Annotated in this window: 23 protein-coding genes and 2 tRNA genes; 9 read left to right on the top strand and 16 right to left on the bottom strand. The window is 59.7% G+C overall.

Annotated elements, in window-relative coordinates:
* Positions 1-26 precede the first annotated feature (26 nt).
* The 5 genes from AC1DYW_RS20440 to AC1DYW_RS20460 form a co-directional block, all read right to left on the bottom strand.
* The gene (locus tag AC1DYW_RS20440) at positions 27-866 is read right to left on the bottom strand and encodes a tetratricopeptide repeat protein (protein WP_095087686.1); all 840 of its coding nucleotides are present in this window, start codon (positions 864-866) and stop codon (positions 27-29) included.
* Complete coding sequence (ilvD, locus tag AC1DYW_RS20445; protein ID WP_477227421.1) at positions 853-2,577, bottom strand: dihydroxy-acid dehydratase; 1,725 nt, start codon at positions 2,575-2,577, stop codon at positions 853-855. Before ilvD ends, AC1DYW_RS20440 begins: the two co-directional genes overlap by 14 nt.
* A 290-nt stretch (positions 2,578-2,867) precedes the next feature.
* The gene (locus AC1DYW_RS20450; RefSeq protein WP_477227422.1) at positions 2,868-4,145 is read right to left on the bottom strand and encodes an OmpP1/FadL family transporter; all 1,278 of its coding nucleotides are present in this window, start codon (positions 4,143-4,145) and stop codon (positions 2,868-2,870) included.
* A gap of 358 nt (positions 4,146-4,503) precedes the next feature.
* A complete protein-coding gene (locus AC1DYW_RS20455; protein WP_477227423.1) occupies positions 4,504-7,287 on the bottom strand; it encodes a valine--tRNA ligase in 2,784 nt (927 codons plus the stop codon).
* Between the two features lie 117 nt (positions 7,288-7,404).
* The gene (locus AC1DYW_RS20460) at positions 7,405-7,686 is read right to left on the bottom strand and encodes a hypothetical protein (protein WP_477227424.1); all 282 of its coding nucleotides are present in this window, start codon (positions 7,684-7,686) and stop codon (positions 7,405-7,407) included.
* A 202-nt stretch (positions 7,687-7,888) separates the two neighbouring features.
* Here AC1DYW_RS20460 and AC1DYW_RS20465 point away from each other — a divergent pair, with 202 nt between their 5' ends.
* Positions 7,889-8,521 (top strand): bleomycin resistance protein, encoded by a 633-nt coding sequence (locus tag AC1DYW_RS20465; RefSeq protein ID WP_477227425.1) that lies wholly within the window; start codon positions 7,889-7,891, stop codon positions 8,519-8,521.
* A gap of 58 nt (positions 8,522-8,579) precedes the next feature.
* On the opposite strand, the gene AC1DYW_RS20470 is transcribed toward AC1DYW_RS20465, so the two are convergent.
* The 4 genes from AC1DYW_RS20470 to AC1DYW_RS20485 form a co-directional block, all read right to left on the bottom strand.
* Positions 8,580-9,431 carry a PopZ family protein gene (locus tag AC1DYW_RS20470; RefSeq protein ID WP_477227426.1) on the bottom strand — a complete coding sequence of 284 codons (852 nt, stop codon included), beginning with the start codon at positions 9,429-9,431 and terminating at the stop codon, positions 8,580-8,582.
* A gap of 217 nt (positions 9,432-9,648) precedes the next feature.
* Complete coding sequence (locus tag AC1DYW_RS20475) at positions 9,649-11,040, bottom strand: TolC family outer membrane protein (RefSeq protein ID WP_477227427.1); 1,392 nt, start codon at positions 11,038-11,040, stop codon at positions 9,649-9,651.
* Between the two features lie 180 nt (positions 11,041-11,220).
* Entirely contained in the window at positions 11,221-11,889 is a 669-nt protein-coding gene (locus AC1DYW_RS20480; RefSeq protein WP_477227428.1) for a protein-L-isoaspartate O-methyltransferase family protein, read from the bottom strand.
* A gap of 90 nt (positions 11,890-11,979) precedes the next feature.
* Positions 11,980-12,053 (bottom strand) — tRNA-Cys (locus tag AC1DYW_RS20485).
* 225 nt (positions 12,054-12,278) lie between these two features.
* Here AC1DYW_RS20485 and AC1DYW_RS20490 point away from each other — a divergent pair.
* Positions 12,279-12,497 (top strand): hypothetical protein, encoded by a 219-nt coding sequence (locus AC1DYW_RS20490; RefSeq protein ID WP_457154475.1) that lies wholly within the window; start codon positions 12,279-12,281, stop codon positions 12,495-12,497.
* Between the two features lie 18 nt (positions 12,498-12,515).
* On the opposite strand, the gene AC1DYW_RS20495 is transcribed toward AC1DYW_RS20490, so the two are convergent.
* The gene (locus AC1DYW_RS20495; protein WP_457154476.1) at positions 12,516-12,773 is read right to left on the bottom strand and encodes a hypothetical protein; all 258 of its coding nucleotides are present in this window, start codon (positions 12,771-12,773) and stop codon (positions 12,516-12,518) included.
* Between the two features lie 224 nt (positions 12,774-12,997).
* Between AC1DYW_RS20495 and AC1DYW_RS20500 the strand changes: the two genes are divergently transcribed.
* The 3 genes from AC1DYW_RS20500 to AC1DYW_RS20510 all read left to right on the top strand — a co-directional run bounded on the left by AC1DYW_RS20500 (position 12,998) and on the right by AC1DYW_RS20510 (position 13,694).
* A tRNA-Asn gene (locus tag AC1DYW_RS20500) sits at positions 12,998-13,072 on the top strand.
* A gap of 104 nt (positions 13,073-13,176) precedes the next feature.
* The gene (locus tag AC1DYW_RS20505) at positions 13,177-13,338 is read left to right on the top strand and encodes a hypothetical protein (RefSeq protein ID WP_457154477.1); all 162 of its coding nucleotides are present in this window, start codon (positions 13,177-13,179) and stop codon (positions 13,336-13,338) included.
* Between the two features lie 62 nt (positions 13,339-13,400).
* The gene (locus AC1DYW_RS20510) at positions 13,401-13,694 is read left to right on the top strand and encodes a hypothetical protein (protein WP_477227429.1); all 294 of its coding nucleotides are present in this window, start codon (positions 13,401-13,403) and stop codon (positions 13,692-13,694) included.
* A gap of 343 nt (positions 13,695-14,037) precedes the next feature.
* Here AC1DYW_RS20510 and AC1DYW_RS20515 read toward each other — a convergent pair whose 3' ends face one another.
* Complete coding sequence (locus tag AC1DYW_RS20515) at positions 14,038-14,313, bottom strand: hypothetical protein (RefSeq protein WP_457154479.1); 276 nt, start codon at positions 14,311-14,313, stop codon at positions 14,038-14,040.
* A 151-nt stretch (positions 14,314-14,464) separates the two neighbouring features.
* Complete coding sequence (locus tag AC1DYW_RS20520) at positions 14,465-14,692, bottom strand: hypothetical protein (protein WP_477227430.1); 228 nt, start codon at positions 14,690-14,692, stop codon at positions 14,465-14,467.
* 9 nt (positions 14,693-14,701) lie between these two features.
* Between AC1DYW_RS20520 and AC1DYW_RS20525 the strand changes: the two genes are divergently transcribed.
* Positions 14,702-14,995: a hypothetical protein gene (locus AC1DYW_RS20525; RefSeq protein ID WP_457154481.1), complete on the top strand. Its 294-nt coding sequence runs from the start codon at positions 14,702-14,704 to the stop codon at positions 14,993-14,995.
* Between the two features lie 126 nt (positions 14,996-15,121).
* Here AC1DYW_RS20525 and AC1DYW_RS20530 read toward each other — a convergent pair whose 3' ends face one another.
* Positions 15,122-15,286: a hypothetical protein gene (locus AC1DYW_RS20530; RefSeq protein ID WP_477227431.1), complete on the bottom strand. Its 165-nt coding sequence runs from the start codon at positions 15,284-15,286 to the stop codon at positions 15,122-15,124.
* Positions 15,287-15,607: 321 nt separating this feature from the next.
* Positions 15,608-16,159: a hypothetical protein gene (locus AC1DYW_RS20535; protein WP_477227432.1), complete on the bottom strand. Its 552-nt coding sequence runs from the start codon at positions 16,157-16,159 to the stop codon at positions 15,608-15,610.
* Between AC1DYW_RS20535 and AC1DYW_RS20540 the strand changes: the two genes are divergently transcribed.
* Entirely contained in the window at positions 16,152-16,685 is a 534-nt protein-coding gene (locus AC1DYW_RS20540) for a DUF2867 domain-containing protein (RefSeq protein ID WP_457155318.1), read from the top strand. The two genes, AC1DYW_RS20535 and AC1DYW_RS20540, sit on opposite strands and share 8 nt — an antisense overlap.
* Before the next feature lie 158 nt (positions 16,686-16,843).
* On the opposite strand, the gene AC1DYW_RS20545 is transcribed toward AC1DYW_RS20540, so the two are convergent.
* Together AC1DYW_RS20545 and AC1DYW_RS20550 are read right to left on the bottom strand one after the other, a co-directional pair.
* Positions 16,844-17,065, bottom strand: a complete 222-nt coding sequence (locus AC1DYW_RS20545) for a hypothetical protein (protein WP_477227433.1) — start codon at positions 17,063-17,065, stop codon at positions 16,844-16,846.
* Between the two features lie 127 nt (positions 17,066-17,192).
* Positions 17,193-17,423 carry a hypothetical protein gene (locus AC1DYW_RS20550; RefSeq protein WP_095087610.1) on the bottom strand — a complete coding sequence of 77 codons (231 nt, stop codon included), beginning with the start codon at positions 17,421-17,423 and terminating at the stop codon, positions 17,193-17,195.
* 625 nt (positions 17,424-18,048) lie between these two features.
* Between AC1DYW_RS20550 and AC1DYW_RS20555 the strand changes: the two genes are divergently transcribed.
* Positions 18,049-19,143, top strand: coding sequence for a hypothetical protein (locus tag AC1DYW_RS20555; protein ID WP_477227434.1), 1,095 nt, complete (start codon positions 18,049-18,051; stop codon positions 19,141-19,143).
* 249 nt (positions 19,144-19,392) lie between these two features.
* Positions 19,393-19,929: a DnaJ domain-containing protein gene (locus AC1DYW_RS20560; RefSeq protein WP_477227435.1), complete on the top strand. Its 537-nt coding sequence runs from the start codon at positions 19,393-19,395 to the stop codon at positions 19,927-19,929.
* Positions 19,930-20,921: the final 992 nt, after the last annotated feature.

A 20,921-nucleotide genomic window follows, 5' to 3' on the forward strand; every position in this document is an offset into this window, starting at 1 on the left:
TGGTAAGGCCAGCGCAGGCCGCGAGACTACTGGTCCGCGCTGCCGCCCTTGGTGAGGATGTCATCGGCCAGCGAGATCGCGGTGCGGCGGTCGGCTTCGCCGGCGGTGGCAAATGCCTCTTCCTGCATGCCGCGGATCCACGGCTGGTCGGCCGGCGAAGCGCGTTCAAGCGCAGCCGTCATCATCGCCAGGCCGCGAACGATCTTGCCGCTCTGGAACAACAAATGGCCGAGCGTCGCCTGGGCGCCGGCATGGCCCTTCTCGGCGGCAAGCTGGAACCAGCGCCCGGCCTGCTTGACGCTGGCCTTCACCCCGCCCTCGCCCTTCAGGAACATCTGACCCATCTCGAACTGTGCGTTCGGATTGCGGTAGTTGGCGGCGGCGCGCATGTAATATTCCTGGGCCGCCACCTCGTTCTCGGTGACCGGGCTGCCGGGAATGCCCTTGCGCAGATAATCGCCAAGCGCCACCAGCGCGTCCGAGACATAGCTTTCCTCGGGCGAGCCGGGCTCGACATCCTGGTCGACGATCTCCGAGAAGAACTTGAACGCCTCATAGTCATCGCGCGCCACGCCGTCGCCCTCGGCATACATGCGGGCAAGCTTCCAGGTGGCGCCGATCTGGCCGTTCTCGGCGGCGTATTTATAGGCCTCGGCGGCCTGTTCCTTGTGGCCGTTCTTGTAGGCGGAAAAGCCGAATTGGAACACCGCCCATGGGCTGGATTGCGGCTTCACGCCGGTCTTGTCGTCGAACACCTTGTCGTCAAAGGCCATGGCCTGGCCCACGGCGCCAAAGGTCGCGCCAAAAGTGGCGAACACGACCAGTGCCGAAAAGACAGACGACCTCAACAACTCAGATGTCCGCATAACAATGTGTTTCTTTCGCACCGCCCGGATGGGTGACCGCGCCATCGCGCGCCGACCCAACCGTCTGTGCATATTTCCATATCGCGCCCGATTGATAGTCGGTCGTGCGCGCCTTCCAGGTCTTTGCCCTCGCCGCCAGTTCGCTATCGGACAACGCCACGTCGATCGTGCCGTTCACCGCGTCGATCGAGATTACGTCACCATCCCTAAGCAGCCCGATCGGGCCGCCCACCGCTGCCTCGGGCCCAACATGGCCGATGCAGAAACCGCGCGTCGCGCCCGAAAAGCGCCCGTCGGTGATCAGCGCCACCTTGCCGCCCATGCCCTGGCCGTAGAGGGCTGCCGTCGTCGACAGCATCTCGCGCATGCCTGGGCCGCCGCGCGGCCCCTCGTAACGGATGACGAGCACCTCGCCTTCCCTGTAATTTCGCTGCGTCACCGCTTCGAAACATTCCTCTTCCGAATCGAAGCAGCGCGCCGGGCCGGAGAACTTCAGCTCCGACATGCCTGCAACCTTCACGATCGCGCCTTCGGGGGCGAGGTTTCCCTTCAACCCCACGACACCGCCGGTTTGGGTAATGGGTGTGTTGGCCGGGCGGACCACATCCTGATGTTCATTCCAGGCAACGTGCTCCATATTTTCGGCCAAAGTACGGCCGGTCACCGTCATGCAGTCGCCATGCAAATAGCCGTGGTCGAGCAGCGTCTTCATCAGGAGCGGAATGCCGCCGGCCTCGAACATGTCCTTGGCGACATATTTGCCGCCTGGCTTGAGGTCGGCGATGTAGGGCGTCTTCTCGAAGATTTTCGCCACGTCGAACAGGTCGAACTTGATGCCGGCCTCGTGGGCGATCGCCGGCAGGTGAAGTGCAGCGTTGGTCGAGCCGCCGGTGGCCGAAACCACGGTCGCCGCATTCTCCAGCGCCTTCAGCGTGACGATGTCGCGCGGCCGGATATTCTTGGCGATCAGCTCCATGATCTTTTCGCCCGAGGCGAAATTGAAACGGTCGCGCATCTCGTAAGGCGCCGGCGCGCCGCAGGAATAGGGCAGCGCCAGGCCGATCGCCTCGGCAACGGTGGCCATGGTGTTGGCGGTGAACTGGGCGCCGCAGGAGCCGGCCGACGGACAGGCGGCCTGCTCGATTTCGAGCAGCTCGGTGTCACTGATCGTGCCGACCGAGTGCTGGCCGACCGCCTCGAACACGTCCTGCACGGTGATCTGGCGGCCGCGATAGCTGCCGGGCAGGATCGAGCCGCCATAGATGAAGATCGACGGCACGTTGAGACGCACCATGGCCATCATCATGCCGGGCAGCGACTTGTCGCAGCCGGCCAGCCCAACCAGCGCATCGTAGCAGTGGCCGCGCATGGTGAGTTCGACTGAATCGGCGATGACCTCGCGCGACACCAGCGACGACTTCATACCCTGGTGGCCCATGGCGATGCCGTCGGTGACGGTGATGGTGCAGAATTCCCGCGGCGTGCCGTTGGCGGCCGCGACGCCCTTCTTGACCACTTGCGCCTGGCGCATCAGCGAAATGTTGCAGGGCGCTGCCTCGTTCCAGCAGGACGCGACGCCGACCAGCGGCTGCGCAATCTCGGCCGCCGACAATCCCATCGCATAGAGATAGGAACGGTGCGGCGCACGCGCCGGACCGACGGTCACATGGCGGCTCGGGAGCTTGGCCTTGGAAATAACTTTGGCGTCCATACTCTTCCTTGCCGCGGGCGGTGCGGCCTGCCCCATCGCCGAGCCTTTTGGCGCGTGTCCCGAGACAAGATCGAGGTGCGCCGGGTTTATGGCGGGAAATGGGCAATTTCCTTGGCCTGAGTCTTAGCGCAGGGGTTGTTCAGAAAGTGTTGCCAAAACGTCACAATCGCACGAGGCGAAAGCGCTGCGGCTTATCTGCAACGCAGCTTGGATGCCAGGGCGCAAACGGCGCCGGCCCAAACAAAAAAAGCCGGGCAATGCCCGGCCTTTTTTCTTTTCACTTCAGATGGTTACCACTTGACCTTCAAGGAAGTGGAGATCGCCGAAACAAGATCATTGCCAAAGTCTGCGGTGTATTCGGTACCGTAGGTAACGCCGTCACTGCCGACGACCGAATGGATCGATCCGCTGGTAAGCACGCCCAGCGCGCCACCGAGACGAACTTCGATGTTCTGGGTCGGCGTGTAGGCCACGCCGCCGCTCACCGTCCAGGTGTCGGTCTGTGCGCTCAGGCCGGTGGTCGTACCACGATCCCAGGTGAGAACCGCCGCCCCACTCCACTGATCGTTGAATTTATGGCCGATGCCACCGGAAACCGTCCAACCATCGCGGTAGAGCAAGTCAAGCGAGGTGGCGCGCACAGGGCTGGTCGTCGTGCAGGCAATGAGCCCCTGGGTCGAGGTCGGGCAGAACGGAATGCTCTGCAGATCGCTCCAATTCACCCATTTGATGGATCCAAAAGCCAACCAGCCGGGAGCGATGCCTGACTGAAGCTTGAGTTCAACAGAGTCCGGAACCTGCGAGGAACCATAGACGTCGGTGACGTTGCCGAGAAGCGGATTTGCGGGATTGATAAGCCCAGGCACCTGGGTCAAATCAAGCGTTCCACTCAAATTGTCGAGCTTGACCGACGAATTGTAGACCAGGCTGGCGCGCAAGGCGATGTCCGGGATCTCATAGGCGACACCGGCACGCCATCCCCATCCATCTCCTTGGAGATCAAGGCGGCCAATGCCTGTGCCGAGAAAGGCGGGAATGGGAGCAACCAACTGTTCCTTGAAACCCGAAACGTCCTCATGGAACACGCCGCCGATGAAGCGAAACTGACCTTTGCTGAGGTCCATTTTGTAAGAACAGGTCGCGCTGAAGGCTTTGCTCTCTACCTTCGTCTCGACATTGCTTTGTGCACCCGCCCAGTTCGCACCAGGATTGCTGAATGCACCGATTGGCTGGGAGTAGTCGCCCAGGCAATCGACCGGTCCCATGCCGATCTTGATGCCGCCGTAGGGCACCCAATAGCTTTCGGTATCGCGCGCCGTGCTGGATTTGCCCAGCGCATTGAGATTGCCGTCAGTTGGATCCGTATCCGTTGCATTCTTCAGGTCTCGTTGCGGCATCACATAGGTGCCGGAAAGCTCGCCTGTGACCTGCGCCGGATCGAACAGCAAGTCGATGTCGTAGCCGCCGCGCTCCAGGCCGCCAGCATGCGCCGAGTTCAACGCCGTCCCGATCAAAGCCAGCGAAAAGCACCCCGCCCCCAGCAGTGCTTTATGTCGCAAAATAGTCATGAATGTCCTCCCCGAATTCGAGTGCGGCAAGCTAGAACCAATTCAGGTTAACGGTGCAATAACGAATTCCTGGGGCGTACATGTACATGTTCGCCAAGCGCATTTTCGACACAAAACAAGCCACTGCCGTTAGGCCAAAAAACCGCCTCCGGAGTGTGTGCCGCCCTCAAAACGCGAGAAAAATCCGCCCAAAAGGCTCAAAAATATATGTTTTTGGGGATTCACGGCCCTATTGTTACATTATGGCAACAATGGGGCCAAAACTTTCCGTTTACGTCAACATTAACGCAGCGGAATGCCTATTTTCGAGGCAAGAAGGTCCTGATTTCGAAGCCGCCGAGGCGCCACGAATCTGCCCTCAACCAGCGTCGCGAACCCTCGTCAACGCCACCGAAAGCTTGTCCTGCGCGTCGCGGTACTCAGCGAGTTTTTCGCGCTCAGCATCGACGATCTCGGCCGGCGCGCTGGCGACGAATCTCTCGTTCGACAGCTTCTTGTGCAGGCGCGCGATTTCCTCGGTCACCTTGGCCAGTTCCTTCTGCAGCCGTGCCGCTTCGGCGGCGAGATCGATCAGGCTGCCAAGCGGCAGGCAGATCGTCGCCTCGTTGAGCACGATCTGCGCCGAGCCTTTTGGGGCGACATCGGCCAGCGAGATGTCGCCGACCCGCGCCAGCCGCTTGATCGCCGAGTCTTCGCGAACAAGCCGTTCGCGGGTCACCTCGTTGGCGCCGACCACGACCAGCGGCGCGATCGCCGCCGGCGGCACGTTCATCTCCGAGCGCACCGAGCGGATGCCCGAGACGAGATCGACTAGCCAGTTGATGTCGGCGGCAGCCTCTGCGTCCTCGAAGTCCGGCGACGGCCACGCCGCATGGCACAGCAGCGAGGCGCGTTCCTTGCCTTCGCCAGCGGTCTGCGCCCACAGTTCCTCGGTCATGAACGGCATCATCGGATGCAAGAGCTTGTAGATCTCGTCGAGCACGAAGGCGACGCAGGCGCGGCTTTCGGCCTTGGCCGCCTCATCCGTGCCCATGAACACCGGCTTCAGGAGTTCCAGGTACCAGTCGCAGAACAGGTTCCAGACGAACCGGTAGGCCGACCCAGCCGCCTCGTTGAAGCGGTATGAGGTGATGCCGTCCGTGATCTCGCGCGCCGCCCGTGTCAGTTCGGTGAGGATCCAGCGGTTGACCGCAAGCTTGGCATCGTTCAGCCAGAAATCGTCGTTGCGCGCGACTTCGTTCATCTCGGCAAAGCGCGTCGCGTTCCACAGCTTGGTGCCGAAATTGCGATAGCCGGCGATGCGCGCCGGATCGAGCTTCACGTCACGGCCTTGCGCCGCCATCACCGTCAGGGTGAAACGCAACGCGTCGGCGCCGTATTCGTCGATGAGGTCGAGCGGATCGATGACGTTGCCTTTCGACTTCGACATCTTCTGCCCGTTCTTGTCGCGCACCAGCGCATGGACGTAGACGGTGTGGAACGGCTCCTCGTCCATGAAATGCAGGCCCATCATCATCATGCGGGCGACCCAGAAGAAGATGATGTCGAAGCCGGTGACCAGCACGTCGGTCTGGTAGTAGGTCTTCAGCTCGGGCGTCTCGTCCGGCCAGCCCAACGTCGAGAACGGCCACAGCGCCGACGAAAACCACGTGTCGAGCACGTCCTCGTCGCGGATCAGGATCTCGCCCGGCTTGAAGTTCTCGAGCTTGTCTTCGACCCAGGCCTTCCATGGCCCTTCCAGCGCCAGATAATATTCGATCGCCGCACTCAGCGCCTCTTCTTCGGTCTTCTCGACGAAGACGCGCCCGTCCGGCCCATACCAGGCCGGAATCTGGTGACCCCACCACAGCTGGCGCGAGATGCACCAGGGCTGGATGTTTTCCATCCAGTCGAAATAGGTCTTTTCCCAGTTCTTCGGCACGAAGTTGGTACGCCCCTCGCGCACCGAGGCAATCGCCGGCTTGGCCAGTTCCGCCGCGTTGGCATACCACTGCTCGGTCAGGAACGGCTCGATCGGCACGCCGCCGCGGTCGCCATGCGGCACCGCGTGACGATGCGGTTCGACCTTTTCCAGGAAGCCGCCATCTTCCATCAGCTCGACGACCTTCTTGCGCGCGACGAAGCGGTCGAGGCCGTTGAGTTCATCCCAGACCGCTTGCCGCTCCGGCGTCACCTCGAGACCGGCGAGGAAATCCTCATTGTCCTTGAGGCTTATCGCCGCCGCGACGGTGAGGATGTTGATCGCCGGCAGCTTGTGGCGCTTGCCAACCTCGAAATCGTTGAAGTCATGTGCGGGCGTGATCTTGACCGCACCAGAACCTTTCTCCGGATCGGAGTACTCATCAGCCACCACCGGGATCTTGCGGCCGACGATCGGCAGGACGATGTTCTTGCCGACCAGATGCCGGAAACGCTCGTCGTCGGGGTGCACGGCAACGGCGGTGTCGCCCAGCATCGTCTCGGGGCGCGTCGTCGCCACGGTGATGAAGGTTTTCGGATTTTCCGGATCGAAGACCTCGCCCTCGATGGGATAGCGGAAGTGCCACAGATTACCGTTGACCTCGTGCTGCTCGACCTCGAGATCGGAGATCGCGGTGAGCAGCTTGGGATCCCAGTTCACAAGGCGCTTGTCCTTGTAGATCAGCCCTTCCTTGTAGAGCGTGACGAACACTTCCAGCACCGCCTTGGACAGGCCCTCGTCCATGGTGAAGCGTTCGCGCGACCAGTCGGCCGAGGCGCCGAGGCGCTTCAGCTGGTTGAAGATCGCCCCGCCCGATTCGTCCTTCCACTCCCAGACTTTTTCGATGAACTGCTCGCGCGTCAGGTCGCGGCGGTGGATCTGCTTTTCCATCAGCTGGCGCTCGACCACCATCTGCGTGGCGATGCCGGCATGGTCCATGCCCGGCTGCCACAGCACGTTCTTGCCGCGCATGCGCTCGAAGCGCACCAATATGTCCTGCAGCGTGTTGTTGAGCGCGTGGCCCATATGCAGCGAGCCGGTCACGTTCGGCGGCGGGATGACGATGGTGAAGGCTTCCGCCCCCTCCTCGGCCCCGGCGCCGGCGCGGAACGCGTCGGCCTCTTCCCAGACTTTGGCGATCTTCGGCTCGACGGTTTTTGCGTCGTAGGTCTTTTCAAGCATGGGAAAATGGTCCGCGCTGTCGGGAGTTTTGCTGGTCCGGTGTAAATCGGAAGGTTTTGGCCAAGTCAACCGCAGGGGCTGCCTTGGATCACTACAGGCAAATAGGTGTGGCCGTGTTCATTTCAACGGAAGGCCGTGTCCACACTCGGCACAAAACTTCGCCATTTGCGTGCGGTAAGGCTTTCCGCAGGCCGGGCAGTCAGGGCCGTAGTCGGAACGGCGCACATGCAGGAGCCAAAATGTATGGGCGAGTGCAACTCCACTGCACTCGCGATAGCGATCGGCAGCCGGATGCTTCATTTCTTTCTGGAGACCATTCTTGGAAACGAACTGCTTAACCTGCAAGTAAAGGACTATCGGGTCGTCGACGATCTTCAGATATTCCTCGTCCGTGAGCATTGGAACCTCTGCCCGCAATCGATAACTGTAAGTCAGCCTTCTATCCATCGCGCAAGAATAACAGCTGCACATGGCTTTGAAAGGGCGGATCCTTGACGACTGATCTCAGCCATCCTACGCTGCCAACGCTGCTGTAGGGCGCATCGGCTTCCGGCCGGAGGGGCATTGCCCGCCTACGCCACCTCAACCCCGCAGTGCGCCCATGCCGACCCTCGAACACCACAAGAAACAGGCCAAGCTCTATCTCAAATGGCATCGCGAGCGGTACTATCCCGTCGCCGCTGTGATTGGATGGCTCTTGCCGCGTTTTCGCGATCTCAGCGACAGCCAGATCCTCGATCACGGCTTCAAGCTTGCCGATGCCCAGGAACTCGTCGCCAGGAAGTCAGGTTTCGAGAGCTGGCAGGCGCTGAAGGAAGGCCCTCAAACCGTGACCGATCGTGCAGCACCAGACGCAGCAAAACCGCATCTCGCCTTTGCCGAGCCACAGCTCTTTGTCTGCGACATCGTAGCGGCCTGTGATTTCTACCGGCAAAGGCTCGGCTTCGAGACGCGCTTCACCTATGGCGAGCCACCCTTCTACGCCCAGATCATCCGCGATGGCGCAAGGCTCAACCTGCGCCATGTCGACAAGCCGCCATTGGCCGCCAATTCGACCGATGACCTGCTGGCGGCGACGATCATACTCGACAACATCAAGGCGCTGTTCCTGGAGTTTCAGGCAGCCGAGGCTCCCTTCCACCAGACATTGCGAACCGAACCGTGGGGCGCCCGCACGTTCATCGTCAGGGATCCCGACGGCAACCTCATCTGCTTCGCGACCAGCGCGGGCTGACCCATCGACAAAAAACGCCGCCTCGCGGGCGGCGTTTCGAGGGTGATGGCAATTGAGACTACTGCGCCCCGCGCGCCACGCGCTCGATCTCCTCGCGCACCAGCCGCTCGACCAGTGTCGGCAGATTGTTGTCCAGCCAATCCTGCAGCATCGGCCGCAGCATCTCTTCGGCCATCTCGTCGAATGTCTTCTTGCTGCGGCTGGCAAACGCATCGGAGAGCTCACCAAAGGCGGCGGCAACCTGCCGGCCCGTGTGCTCGGAAACGATGGCCGGACGCGGCGCATCGCTGGCCACCGCCGGTCGCACCACGCTTGCGCCCGGATGAGACGGCTCGGTGGCTGCTTCGGCAGTCGGCTCGTCCCTCGGAGCCTCCACCGGCGGCTGGACAACCGGCTTAAGGGCCTCGCCTTTGTCCGGCACCGCTTTGGCTTGCTCGCCGACAGCGGGGATCTCGCGCCGCCAATCGGCTACGGGGGCGTCGGCGACAGGGCGCACTGCCAGCGAGTCGGCAATAGGACGCGCTTCCGGCGCGTCGGCCATGACCGGCGGGGTCGGCTCGGCGGCGACCCGGGCGCTGACTTCTGCAAGTGTCATCGATGGCTTTGCCGGGACGGGCTCGGGGCGCACCGGCGTTTCCATCCGCGTAATCACCGGCTCGACTGCCGGCAATTGTGCCTGGACTTCCGCCAGCGTCACCGGCTTCCTGATCTCTGGGGCCTGCAGGTCGGCTCGGAATGCCTCGACGTCGGCAACTGCACCGGCGCTCGCCGCCGGCTCCAGATCCTGGCGCAGCTCATCGGTGTCGCCCGGCTGCTTGCGGCCGCCGTCACTGTCCTCGATGATCCTCCTGATGGAAGCCAGTATCTCTTCCATGGAAGGTTCGCGCTGTGCGCTGCTTGCCGTCGCCATCGTCACATCCGCCGCCCTAGTGACCCGTTGCAGATTTCCGCTCCGGCAAAGCCGGATCGAATCATGACGCCAGCGTAACCGACGGATCGCCGCACGAGAATCCCCAATCTGGGGACTTGTGGGATTTCAACAGATTAGACCAGATACCGAACCAACGGGGAGTGGAGCCAAAGAGCTGGCTCAGGCAGGAGGGACCGAAAAGTCCGAGCCGAACCTCTCAGCGGCCGTCCGGCGTACGCAGGCCGAACCATTTGTCCTTGACCGCGTTGTAGTGCTCTTCAGGTCTGTACTTCGTCACCTGCAAGCCAAGGCGGTCGACGGACAGGCGACCGGTCGCCTGCAGGATGGCATAGCTCGCCACCACCACATCATGTTCAAAGCCAGCCTGGTTGATCTCCGCGGTGATGACCGTTGCCTGTGCGTTGAGGACATCGAGCGTGGTGCGCTGGCCGACATTGCGTTCTTCGATGACGCCGCTCAGTGCTAGCTTCGCGGCCTCGATCACCTGCTTGTTGGCCGTGAGCTGTTGCTGCGCGGCAGTGTACTCGGTCCAGGCGGCGGTGACGGCCTGGCGCACCTGGTCGCGACTGACGTCGACCTCGATGCGCGCCTGGCTGAGCGATTCCTTGTCCTGGCGCACAATCGCCGATTTACGGCCGCCGGAATAGATCGGGATGCTCAGCGTGGCCCCGATGTTGGCCGAATTGGTGGTGCCGTCCTGCGACGCGAAGGCGCCCGGTACAGTGTTGCGATAATCGCTCGAAACACCCGCGCTTGCAGTCAGCTGCGGCAGCAGCGCGCCTTCGGCCGACTTCACCGAAAACGCGGCCGCGTCGACCAGATGCTGGGTGGCAAGGATGGCCGGGTGCTCGTTCGCGGCCACCTCGACGGCAGCTGCGAGGCTCGACGGCAACAGTTTTGCCACCGGGGAAGCGGCTTTGAGCTTGCCCGGTTCGTCGCCGACGATCTGGCGATAGCTTGCGGCACTGGACAACGCTTGCGCACGGGCGGCGCTCAACGATGCCACGGCGGCGGCCCGCGAAGCGTCGGCCTGCGCGACGTCGGTACGCGTGCCTTCACCAACCTCAAAACGCGAACGCGCCGCGCGCGCCGTCTCGGTCAGGAATTGCAGGTTCTGCTCGGTCAACACGGCGATCTGGCGGTCGCGAATCACGTTCATATACGCCTGCGCCGCGCTGAACAGGGTGTTCTCTTCGGTGTTACGCAGCGTTTCGACAGAAGCGCGGACCTGCGCTTCGGCGGCGGCGACATTGTTCCTGGTCTGAAAACCGTCGAACAGCGTCTGATTGATCTGGACGCCAAAATTGCCGGTGGTCAGCCGCACGCTTGAGTTCGTGCCGTTGAGATGGCTGCTTGAGTAGTCGATGTCCGCCGACCCGTTGATGGTCGGGCGCCATCCCGACTTGGCGATGGCAACGCTCTCGTCGGTGACGCGGACGCCGGCCCGGGCCGAATTCAGCGAAGAATTGTACTGATAGGCCTTTGCCAGCGCGCCGAGGATAGATTCCGCCGAGGCCGAGAATGGAGAAAGCGCGGTCGCGGAAACGAGGACGGCGGCGAAAAGACTCTTGCGTATAGGCAGGACCATGTATCCCTCATTCGTTGTCCATGGGAACCACGCCACGCCGGCTTCTCCTTCTTGAGCAGCCGGCGCCGCGTGTTCAATGTTCCCTGCTGCTCAGCCCCAAAGTGCCCCCAGTTTTGCGGATCAGCAACGATTTCAAACACAAGCGACCATGACAACGCCTATCCTGCAAGGCAAAATCATTCAGAATTCGAAGGCGCGAATACGTTCGAATCCCGGTAGTGGCTTAATTGCCGCATTAAATGCGCGTCTTCCGGTTACAACCCCCCCCGCTTTAAAAAAAAGCCGGGCCACGCCGGAATTGCCCTGGCCTTCGACGGCAACGAGTCGGCCGCCTTCGGCAAGCTGGTCGAGCAGCGGTGCCGGCACGTCCGCGACGCTGCCGCCGATGAAGATGACGTCATAGGGCGCCTTGGCCGCATGTCCTTGCGGCAACGCCCCCTGGACTACGGTCACATTGCCGCAGCCGAGCGATGAAAGCGTCGATCTGGCGGTCTCAGCCAGCGCCGCATCGCTTTCGATCGCCACAACGGACTTCGCCAGCCGAGACAGGACGGCCGAGGCATAGCCGGTGCCGCAGCCGACATCGAGCGCCGAATCGGCCGGGCTGATCTCGGCCAGTTGCATGAGCTTGGCCAGCGGCGAGGCTTCCATGAGATAGCGCGCGCCGTCCGCGCCGGCGGCAATGCGGATGTCCTCGTCGATATAGGCGAGATCGCGCTGTTCGGCGCCGACAAAGATTTCTCTTGGCACGACAAGCATCGCTTCGAGCAAAGGCGCGCTGGTCACATCGGTGGTGCGAACCTGGCCGTCGACCATCTTGACGCGAAGCTCGGAGAAATCAGCGCTCATGTTCCAACCAATCCGCTTGCCGCGCCAGAACCGCGGTTCATTACGATCGGAACTTCAGGCCCCAGCGCTGGTGCGCGGGGGCCCGGGCATTGGAGGCCTCGCCCGGAATCGAACCGGGGTGCAAGGATTTGCAGTCCTCTGCGTAACCACTCCGCCACGAGGCCTCATTGCTCCCGGCGTTCCACCCGGTTCCAATAGGTTGCGGCGAAAATGCCGTCAAGCGGCCACCCGTGCATTCCGAGCGGTTTCCTCTCGCCGGTTTGGGCAGCGTCCCGTCAAATCCCAGGCCCGGGCCTGACGACGATACGTTAGCTGCTTGTTAAGCATGGCTCGACGCCGGAAGAAACTCATTCAGCAGCCCATACGTTGAACATGGCGGGAGACATGCCATGCGTCGGACAACGGCAGCAAAAGGCAAGGCAGACGACATGAATGCGGCGTCCGGCCTGTCGCTGCCGCAGTGCGAAGAGCTTTTGCGCTACGCCATCGACCGCCTGTGCATCGGGAGCGCGAGCAGCCTGTTGCCGCGTGACCGGGCAAAGCTCGCCTCGGCGGCTGCGATTCTCAAGCAGATCCGCGAAGCGCTGGAAGAGCACGCCGGGCGCTGAGACCGGGCGCTGTCGGCCTCAATCCGGCCGGCGGCGCCGTTCCCACCAGACAACGAAGCGGCGCCGGTGGCGGCGGACCATGGCGAATTCATAGGACAGCACCAGCAATCCAAGCGGCACCATCCAGAAGCCGAGGATCGGCAGGAAACCCAGAATGCCGCCGATGGTCAGCACGATGCCCATGGTGATTCTGAGCCCGCGCGAGCGCGGCATTTTGAACTCACGCCCGAAAACCGAGATTTTCCGCGCCGGCATCTGGTTGTCTTGTGCTGTCATCGTCTCGAAAGATTAACCCTTTTGACCGTTCAGGAGCACCGTTGAATCTAAGCCGCAACCGCGCTTTCGGTTCCATATCCCCAGCAAGACGGCTAATATGAGGGCATCCGCGAACGATTGCGAGAAACGCCTGAGCGAAAAAGCCTCGGAAAAATGCGAAATGCTTCTTTGCAAAGCGGAAAAGGGTTTGCTATAGGCTGCGCCACTCACATGAGAGCCTCTGTTCCCCGGTAGCTCAGTGGTAGAGCAACCGGCTGTTAACCGGTTGGTCGCTGGTTCGAATCCGGCCCGGGGAGCCAACTTTTCCAAGCACTTACCGAATCTGCAAAATCGCCATTTTTGGCGATAGGTACGGTATAGGTACGCAACTCGACTTCGCTAGGCGCTGAAGGAGAGAACGTCCATGGACTATGTTTTTGATGAACTGATTGGCCTGCTGCGAGCCCAGCCGACATGGAATTGGCGCCCAACTGCGATGGCCTGGGCGTTTCGCTTGGCAGGAAACGTGACGATCGGCGTGGCGATCGGCGTCGGGATAGCAGTCGGTCGCGCCCTCGCCGGCTGATTGCGGTGCCAAACCTTTCCTGCAACTATCGGCAGGCCCGCGCGACAAAAGGGGGTGGGGCAGTGAAATCTCTCATCTACTGGTTGGTCAGCGTGGACTGGCTCAACGTCGCCGGCGTATTCGCGACGGTGATGGCCCTTGGACTGTCGCTGCATTTCTGGCGACGTCAGTTTCGCCCAATCATCACGGCGATGGTTGAGACGCACCACGGCGGCAACGAGGCTATCGCGTACGACCTGGTAATCCTTAACTCCGGATCGATCCCGGCAAAGAACATCAAGCTCTTCATTAGCGATCAGAAAGCGCTTGAGGCGGCGCTTGGTGCCGGAGCCAACGACGAGAACAAGGGCCTTTAGTTGGCTTGTTTCGAGCCTTCCAGGGTGATCCGTCTCCTCGACAACGGTGCTCGGACGTCCTTTTCTTTTGGTCTAACCCATAGAGATCTGCGTCAAAGCTTTTGGATCGCGCAGGCCGAGTTTCCGATTCAGATCGAATATGAAGGTTGGTTCGGAAAAAAATATCAAAGAGAGGTGAACGTCTTGCAGATCGCCGGTTCTGACAGTTTTACAGGCGGTATGTGGGGACCACCCAAAACACTCGCAGTAAGTCGGCGGAGCCAATAATAAAAAGCCCGCCACCTTAAGGCAGCGGGCTGGCCGCGTCGCTGGATAAAGAAAGGCCCGGAAGCCGAAGCCGCAGTCAATTATAGCCAGTTTGAAACCACGGACTGGTGTCATCATACCCTAAGCGCGGATTATAATGATCCAGGAAGTTTGCCCCATTTGGCTGTCGCGCAACCACGGTGCCTGTCGATTTACAATCCAGTTTCGGGGTCGGCTTGCTGCCAGCCTTCATATGAGGTGTAGAACACGAGGTTGCAGCCTGATGAGCTGTGGCCACTTTTTTCTTCTCTTTCGCAACAGCTGCTCCGGTGGCGGCCAATACCATTGCTACGCCAAAGACAATGAGTTTCATTGAAACGCCCTTCAACCCTTGTACAATCCGATATGATTGCGCCCAGTTAACGTAACGTCAAATCACCTTTTGTCGGCAACGACGGCGAACAGTGCCAGTAAAAAGAGCCCGCCACCGAAGCAGCGGGCCAATTCGAAACTTGGTTTCGGTTTCAGTAGAAGTCGGGCTGCTCCCGCTCATCGTCGCCTTCGCGATCGTCTGCCGGTTCGCAAAGCATGACGCCTTTGCCGTGATTCTCGCACCAGCCGAGCAGCGGCTCGCTTTCGGGGTGGTTCCAGGTGTTCTGATCGACGATGACTGCCTTGCGCTGGTCGACATGTTCCGTCCAGCCAGGTTCATACTCGTCATCGTCCCAGCCGTCGTGCGGTTCGTCCAGCACGTCGCCTCCATGCTCATTCTCGGCCTCGCAATCGTCATGGCTTGTGCCGTGAACAAACAGGGGATTCACTACGAAACCGGTCCGATCAAGAATCTTCGGATGGACGCGATTTTTGACAACCTTGCCAGTGCCAGCGGCCCGCTGCCAGGGCACGGCAACGGGCCTTTGACACAAGCCGGACATGGACTTTGGACAGGCATCCGGCCGGCATTTTCAACGAGAGATGCGAAATTTTGTTCCCGCGCTTCTCGCATTTTACCACCATTGCCTGTCGTGATTGCGGCGCTACCTCACTGGGCGTAGGATCGCCCTGGGGAGAGGCAAAATGTCTGTTATTTGGGCAGGTGGAACAGCCATCGTCGTTTTGGCGTTCGTCGCGGTCGTGGCCATGGATTACATGAGCAACCGACCGAAACCACACTGAAGGCTCTAGCGCTTTTTCGGCTTGGGCGTGATCTCCTCAACCCTAACCTTGTCCCCGATCTCCTTGGCTAGCGCGAACGCCTTTTCCTTGTCCTTGGTCGTTAGAACAGTGCACCAGTGCGGTTTCTCGAACACGCTGACGATGTAGGTCGTCACCGGCTTATCTGTCATCTTAAACGGCACCATCCTTAGAGTAATGGCCGGTGAAGTTGGGGCTTCTTGGGGGCATCAAACCACACCGGCCACTGCGGGCTTTTTTGGTTTGGACGTCCCCCGCGCTGCCCAAACTATGGGCACAATAGCAACTGAGCAATTAAGCCTATTGGCTGGACTAAGACTGAAGTCCCAGCCCAGCCGTCTAGCGTCGATCGAACGTAGATTTCCAGTCGCGGCTGCGCTTCGCATTGATCCCTTCGTAATCAGGAATCACAGTGAAAAATACCGGCCGGCGATCACGAGCCGGTCGATATTTCAGCTTCTCGACCTGGCCGGCTACCTTGCCACGAAGAGATTGCTCGCAATGCATTTATGGACCGGGCAATAATCTGTGTCGGTCGTCGGCACGCCTGCGCCAGTAGCCACCTCGCCAGGACCGCATTGCTTCTGCCCGCTGACATAGAGGTCGTAGCGCGTCAGGCTGAGGTTGAATATGGAGCGGTAGCGAATGACGGTGGTGCCGTCCTGCTTCAGTAGTGCCTGAACTTCGGCGCAACTCAGGCCGGCGATATCCCTGCGCTCTTGCGCTTGAGCCTGCACCACGAGGAAGAGTAACGGAATTGCAATCGCGATCGGCTTCATGGCGCCCCACCAGCGTTTTCGCCCGACCGATGGTGTAGACTTGACCAACCGATATGAAAAGCCCTCTGCCTTTGGCCTCGCCAAAGGACGCATGCGTTCTATGTCATCGATGGTCGAAAAGATCTGTTGCAGGCCATTTCTAAGCGCCGTAGACCCTAGCGCCTCTTCGTGGTTTGAGTTTGAATAAGCCTCGTCTTCACCCCCGTAGTTGATGGCCCCTTGAATAGGTGACACGATCATGAGCATGGGTTTAGACCGCCAACCGCAGGTACGCCGGACGACGCCGCCGTCGGAAAGTGTCGTTGCGGGCTGGTACGAGAACGCCAGCTTACTCGATAGCTACAGCATTGACATGAGTGCATCGGAACAGTCGAGCATGCGCGAGCTGGCGACGCGGACACTCGTCAATCCACCGGCGTGGCAAAAGGCATTGATCGCGCTGCGCGACGCCATGGTTACGCCCTTTGGCATCAAAACCTCCGGTACGGTCAGGACGTCCCGGGACAGCCATCAACGGGTGGACTTCTTCCCGGTGCACTGGGAGGGCAAGGACGAAATTGTGCTCGGAACGGATGACCGACACCTGGACTTCCGGCTATCTCTGCTCCGACGCCATTCTCCAATAGGCACGTTGCTCATCGCAACAACCGTTGTGCATACCCACAATGCCTTGGGCTTCACCTATCTCAACGCGATCAGGCCTTTTCATCACCTCGTGGTCAGGGCCAACCTGGCACGCTGCGCACTGAGGAAGTCCGCGCCCCTGGCGTAGCGCCTCAGATGTTCCTCTCGATATGAGCCTCGATCGGATTTGGGCGCCGTAGCTCAAATCTCTTAGCTGCCATAAATGTCAGCACGATAGCGGCAGCTATAGTTGCAATGACGGTGGTGGTAAGGGCTAGACTTCTCACCATCTTCACTCAACAAAGCCTACCGCTGTTTCACCTTCGGCGTTATCTCTTCGATCCTGACCTTGTCGCCGATCTCCTTCGCCATGGCCAAAGGTTTGGCTTTGTCCTTGGTTGTCAGCACCGTGCGCCAATGCGGTTTCTCGAAGACGCTCACAACGTAGGTTGTTACGGGCTTATCAGGCATCGCTAAAATATAGCCTACCTGTCGGTGGCGTCTAGCACGGCGCTTGGTTTGCTTCACGCGGGCGTCACAATAGCGATGCAGATTAGTAAGCGCTGAAGGGGGTTCGATCGATCCCTCCCCCCTTCGGGGTTCCCAATCGATCCTCCCAAGGCCCGGCTTCAAACCGGGCTTTCTTTTTAGCTCTCTAGCTGCCGTTAATACGCTCGGCAATGGCGAACGCCTGTAGGTTCTTTGCCTTGCCGTGGTCCTCGTCTGCATGGGCAATGATCGAGAAGAATGCGGCCCTGGCGATATCCTTCTTCGAGGCTTTTGGGTGCTCTTTCCGAGCCGCTTTGACCAATTGCTTCGGTGTCATTTCTGGCGTGACGATCCGCATGAGGGTGTCGCCTATCGCCTGCATCTCTTCCGTGTCCATGATCGGAACCCCCAACTAACCCACCAGGCGGGAACATAGCAGGGCGGTTGGGACGCTGCCACCAAACTTGCAGGCAAAAGAGCCCGCCACCTTTCGGCAGCGGGCCAGGGTCTTATGGAGTGCTGGGGATCAAGCCAGCATAGGGCAAACGAGCGCGTAAGCCCGGAGGTTCCGCGATCAAACCATAGGCGTCTGAGGGTGTCGGCGCCCGGCCGCGTCTTGTTAGGGAAATGGCCGGTGCGGTTGGGCTCTTTTGGGGTGGCGGACCACACCGGCCAATGCGGGTTTTTGGTTTGGACGTCCCCCGCGCTGCCTAAACTATGGGCACAATAGCAACCGAGCAATTAAGCCTATTGGCTGGACTAAGACTGAAGTCCCAGCCCAGCCGTCTAGCGTCGATCGAACGTAGATTTCCAGTCGCGGTTGCGCTTCGCATTGATTCCTTCGTAGTCAGGAACCACAGTGAAAAACACCGGCCGGCGGTCTGGGCCTGCAGCCTTTGCACGACGATCAGCCAACGAGCCTCCGCAACGGAGGCTATTCCTGATCCCGATAGCTGGCAGGCTCGCCTTGCAGTCGACTGCGCGCTGCGCGATGCTGACCCTTGGTGAAAAGGGAGGGGAACTTGCGCGCATTCAACAAAAAGGAAGCCATTAAAAGGGACGACGAATGGCTGCTTTCCACGATCTTTAAGATCAGCGATCCTAACGATCCGACACCATTCTTACAGAGCTTCTGCAATGCACTGCCGGAACGACCATTAATCACAGAAATTAGGGAAGCTGAAGCTTTGCTCAACATGCGAGGCAATAAGGTGAAGAGCTATTGCCTTGAAACAGCGATTGGTCGGTTGCGAGCAGTCAAGATGTCTGAGGGTATGGTTCATGCGCCATTCGAAGACATCGACATATCCACACCAAAAGGTAGATTTGCTTTCCTGAAGACTGCTAATGCATGCATTCCAATCGAGTGGGAGCGGAGTATGGAGCATATCGGGTACGCAGAGTACGCCGGGACCGTTGGAGCCGAGATGCTTCGAGAAATATCGAAGCCGAAACCGATTAATTTTCACGCAAGGTTCACCCACCCGAGTATGGGGCTCAAGGAGCCTGAAGGTTATTGCTTTCTGTTTCGACTAGAAGATCAGTCCGAGCTCTTTCTAATGATATCTGACAACGGCGCTATCCTAACGGCGCCCGAACCGCCATTTCAAATCATTGCCGGCAGGTCGAAAGAGGAAACAGAAACAGCACTGGCGGATTTTCGTGCCAGAAATCGCGAAGAGCTCGATCCGAGGCGCGCTTTGGCTACCGCGGGAGAGGCAGTTCCGGTTTATATGCCCAAAGACTATCCTCTTATCCGGGAGCTTCCTGGCGCCGACGATATGCCTGCGACTTGGGAAGAGTGGCGCGCAAATTTAGAAGTATCGCATATAGCGAAGCAGCCTGGGTTTGCCCGCTACAACGTGCGCATCAGACCCGACCTGTTCAAAGCATGGCTGGAGGCCAATTCGCTTTCGGCGTCAGAGCATTCAAGGAAGCGCTACGCCCAGAATCTGTATGATGATGGGCTAGAGGCTCGACGAAATGCCTTGGAACAGGAGCGACTTGCCCGAGAAAAAGCTGATAGAATAGCTCATCCGCCATTGGTGGATAAAGTGGTAGGCTTCATGCGTGCCTTGGTCAGCTTTCGTAGGCAACCCCCTTCAAGTCGGCACTGACCCCGAACCTCACCAGCGTGCCGATCGCGATCCTAAGCGCTGCGCGTCCAGCCCGACCACGGCTCTCGACAAGCTCGCAGTCGCGCACACTGGGAGCGCAGACTGGCGGTTAGCGTGCCACCGGCTTAAGCGACGCGCGCAGATGATGTCCCGCAATGGGTCAATGCGTCTGGCACCACTATTGCATGGTCCTCGCCGGCGACGAAGAGGCGTCGTAACACTCTGCCTCGATGTCGAGGGAGGATCACTTTGTTCGTTGATTACTATGAACTTTTGGAAATCAGTCCGAACGCCAACTCGGAAACGATAGAACGGATATTTCGTTATTTTGCCATGCGCTACCATCCCGACAACCGGGATACCGGGGACGAATCCCGCTTTAGTGAAATCATAGATGCCCACAATACGCTCAAGGATCCGCTCAAGCGCGCGCAGTACGACATCGAGTATAAAGAGCATTTGAACATTCGCCGCGGGTTGAGCGAGGAAGCCAGCAACACCAAAGGCATAGAACGGGATGCCGTCATTCAGGCCAAAGTGCTCTCGCTCCTCTATGTCAAACGCCGACAAGACGTGAACAATGCTGGTGTTGGCGATACAGAACTCGAACGCATGGCAGACTGCCCGCGTGAACATCTGGAGTTTCATCTTTGGTATCTGAAAGCCAAAGGCTGGATAGGAAGGATCGAAAACGGGACGTTTGCGATCACCGTGGAAGGCATCGACCGCACCCATACCGAACTTCGTCGTGAGCCTGCCACCAGACTCCTGGACTTCGCAGGCTGAAACCCTGCACAGCCTCGCCAGTTGCGTTTCCCGCCGGCCGCTGTCCTAGACCCCCGAACCACACCGCGCGTCCTGGCGCCCACCTGTGGTCGCATGCCACCGCAACCAAACCCGCTCTGCCTCTTGCCTGTAGATATGCCTCGCGTCAACAAGCAGCGACAGGTGCGAAATTACTCCCCTGACGTTCTGGGGGATATTATCGGCCAAAAGAAATAGACCGCCACCAGAGGCAGCGGGCCAATGTTCTCGGCAGAGATTTTGATCAATTCATCGGCGAGCGCTATTCCCCAAGTAGCCGACGCGAGGCATCCCGTGCTCCTGTCGCGTTCGCCATCGCCACCATCGTGTCGGCCGTGACGATGAACTCGCCACGCATATCTTCTCTTGGCATTCATAGCCGCGCTGGTAGGCGAAGTAATATACCCTGAATAGCACGGCCGAGACCTCCTCGGAGCGGCGGGTAAGTCGCGCCATCCGTCGATTGGATGAAGCGGGCTCATCTATATTGGCTAACGCGCGACGAGCCGCCGACCGCGCCAGTCAGGCGGATCAATTGGGCTCTAGTCGTCCCGGATGTCGGCTTCCAGTCGCGGTTCCGCTCCCTCTGGAGGCCCCTTGGGATGCCCGGTCGCGGCTCGCCCCCCTGCATTTGAGCAGATGAAGAGGCTGGCAGAGGGCAGGACTAAAGTCTTGCATGACAGACGCAAAGGTCTGGGTCAACTGCTTAAGTTCTACCAACACCCATCGGCAGTTCGGTTACTTCAGTCAATCAGGATATATACATACTCCGCAGGATCAGTTTTTAGGCGTGTTCGATCTGCATAAAGATGTCCCCCTATCGAATTCCGCTAAAACTATACGAGGATCGATCAACATCTCCCATGCATGGAATGAACTTAGGTATCAGAAAAATGCGAAGAGAAGATTTATATAGCGGGGTATGCCAAAAATATACGGCAACCCAGATGAATAACGGTCACTTGACCGCGGAG

The organism is Mesorhizobium sp. P2_D5 (assembly GCF_056404355.1).

Bases quoted from the DNA above. Each gene is read 5' to 3' on its own strand.
- AC1DYW_RS20505 (WP_457154477.1), top strand. From the start codon at position 13,177: ATGGACTATGTTTTTGATGAACTGATTGGCCTGCTGCGAGCCCAGCCG.
- AC1DYW_RS20450 (WP_477227422.1), bottom strand. From the start codon at position 4,145: ATGACTATTTTGCGACATAAAGCACTGCTGGGGGCGGGGTGCTTTTCG.
- AC1DYW_RS20495 (WP_457154476.1), bottom strand. From the start codon at position 12,773: ATGACAGCACAAGACAACCAGATGCCGGCGCGGAAAATCTCGGTTTTC.
- AC1DYW_RS20465 (WP_477227425.1), top strand. From the start codon at position 7,889: ATGCCGACCCTCGAACACCACAAGAAACAGGCCAAGCTCTATCTCAAA.
- AC1DYW_RS20475 (WP_477227427.1), bottom strand. From the start codon at position 11,040: ATGGTCCTGCCTATACGCAAGAGTCTTTTCGCCGCCGTCCTCGTTTCC.
- AC1DYW_RS20535 (WP_477227432.1), bottom strand. From the start codon at position 16,159: ATGCTCATGATCGTGTCACCTATTCAAGGGGCCATCAACTACGGGGGT.
- AC1DYW_RS20490 (WP_457154475.1), top strand. From the start codon at position 12,279: ATGCGTCGGACAACGGCAGCAAAAGGCAAGGCAGACGACATGAATGCG.
- AC1DYW_RS20550 (WP_095087610.1), bottom strand. From the start codon at position 17,423: ATGGACACGGAAGAGATGCAGGCGATAGGCGACACCCTCATGCGGATC.
- AC1DYW_RS20525 (WP_457154481.1), top strand. From the start codon at position 14,702: ATGCTCATTCTCGGCCTCGCAATCGTCATGGCTTGTGCCGTGAACAAA.
- AC1DYW_RS20530 (WP_477227431.1), bottom strand. From the start codon at position 15,286: ATGACAGATAAGCCGGTGACGACCTACATCGTCAGCGTGTTCGAGAAA.
- AC1DYW_RS20515 (WP_457154479.1), bottom strand. From the start codon at position 14,313: ATGAAACTCATTGTCTTTGGCGTAGCAATGGTATTGGCCGCCACCGGA.
- AC1DYW_RS20455 (WP_477227423.1), bottom strand. From the start codon at position 7,287: ATGCTTGAAAAGACCTACGACGCAAAAACCGTCGAGCCGAAGATCGCC.
- AC1DYW_RS20440 (WP_095087686.1), bottom strand. From the start codon at position 866: ATGCGGACATCTGAGTTGTTGAGGTCGTCTGTCTTTTCGGCACTGGTC.
- ilvD (WP_477227421.1), bottom strand. From the start codon at position 2,577: ATGGACGCCAAAGTTATTTCCAAGGCCAAGCTCCCGAGCCGCCATGTG.
- AC1DYW_RS20480 (WP_477227428.1), bottom strand. From the start codon at position 11,889: ATGAGCGCTGATTTCTCCGAGCTTCGCGTCAAGATGGTCGACGGCCAG.
- AC1DYW_RS20460 (WP_477227424.1), bottom strand. From the start codon at position 7,686: ATGCTCACGGACGAGGAATATCTGAAGATCGTCGACGACCCGATAGTC.
- AC1DYW_RS20470 (WP_477227426.1), bottom strand. From the start codon at position 9,431: ATGGCGACGGCAAGCAGCGCACAGCGCGAACCTTCCATGGAAGAGATA.
- AC1DYW_RS20540 (WP_457155318.1), top strand. From the start codon at position 16,152: ATGAGCATGGGTTTAGACCGCCAACCGCAGGTACGCCGGACGACGCCG.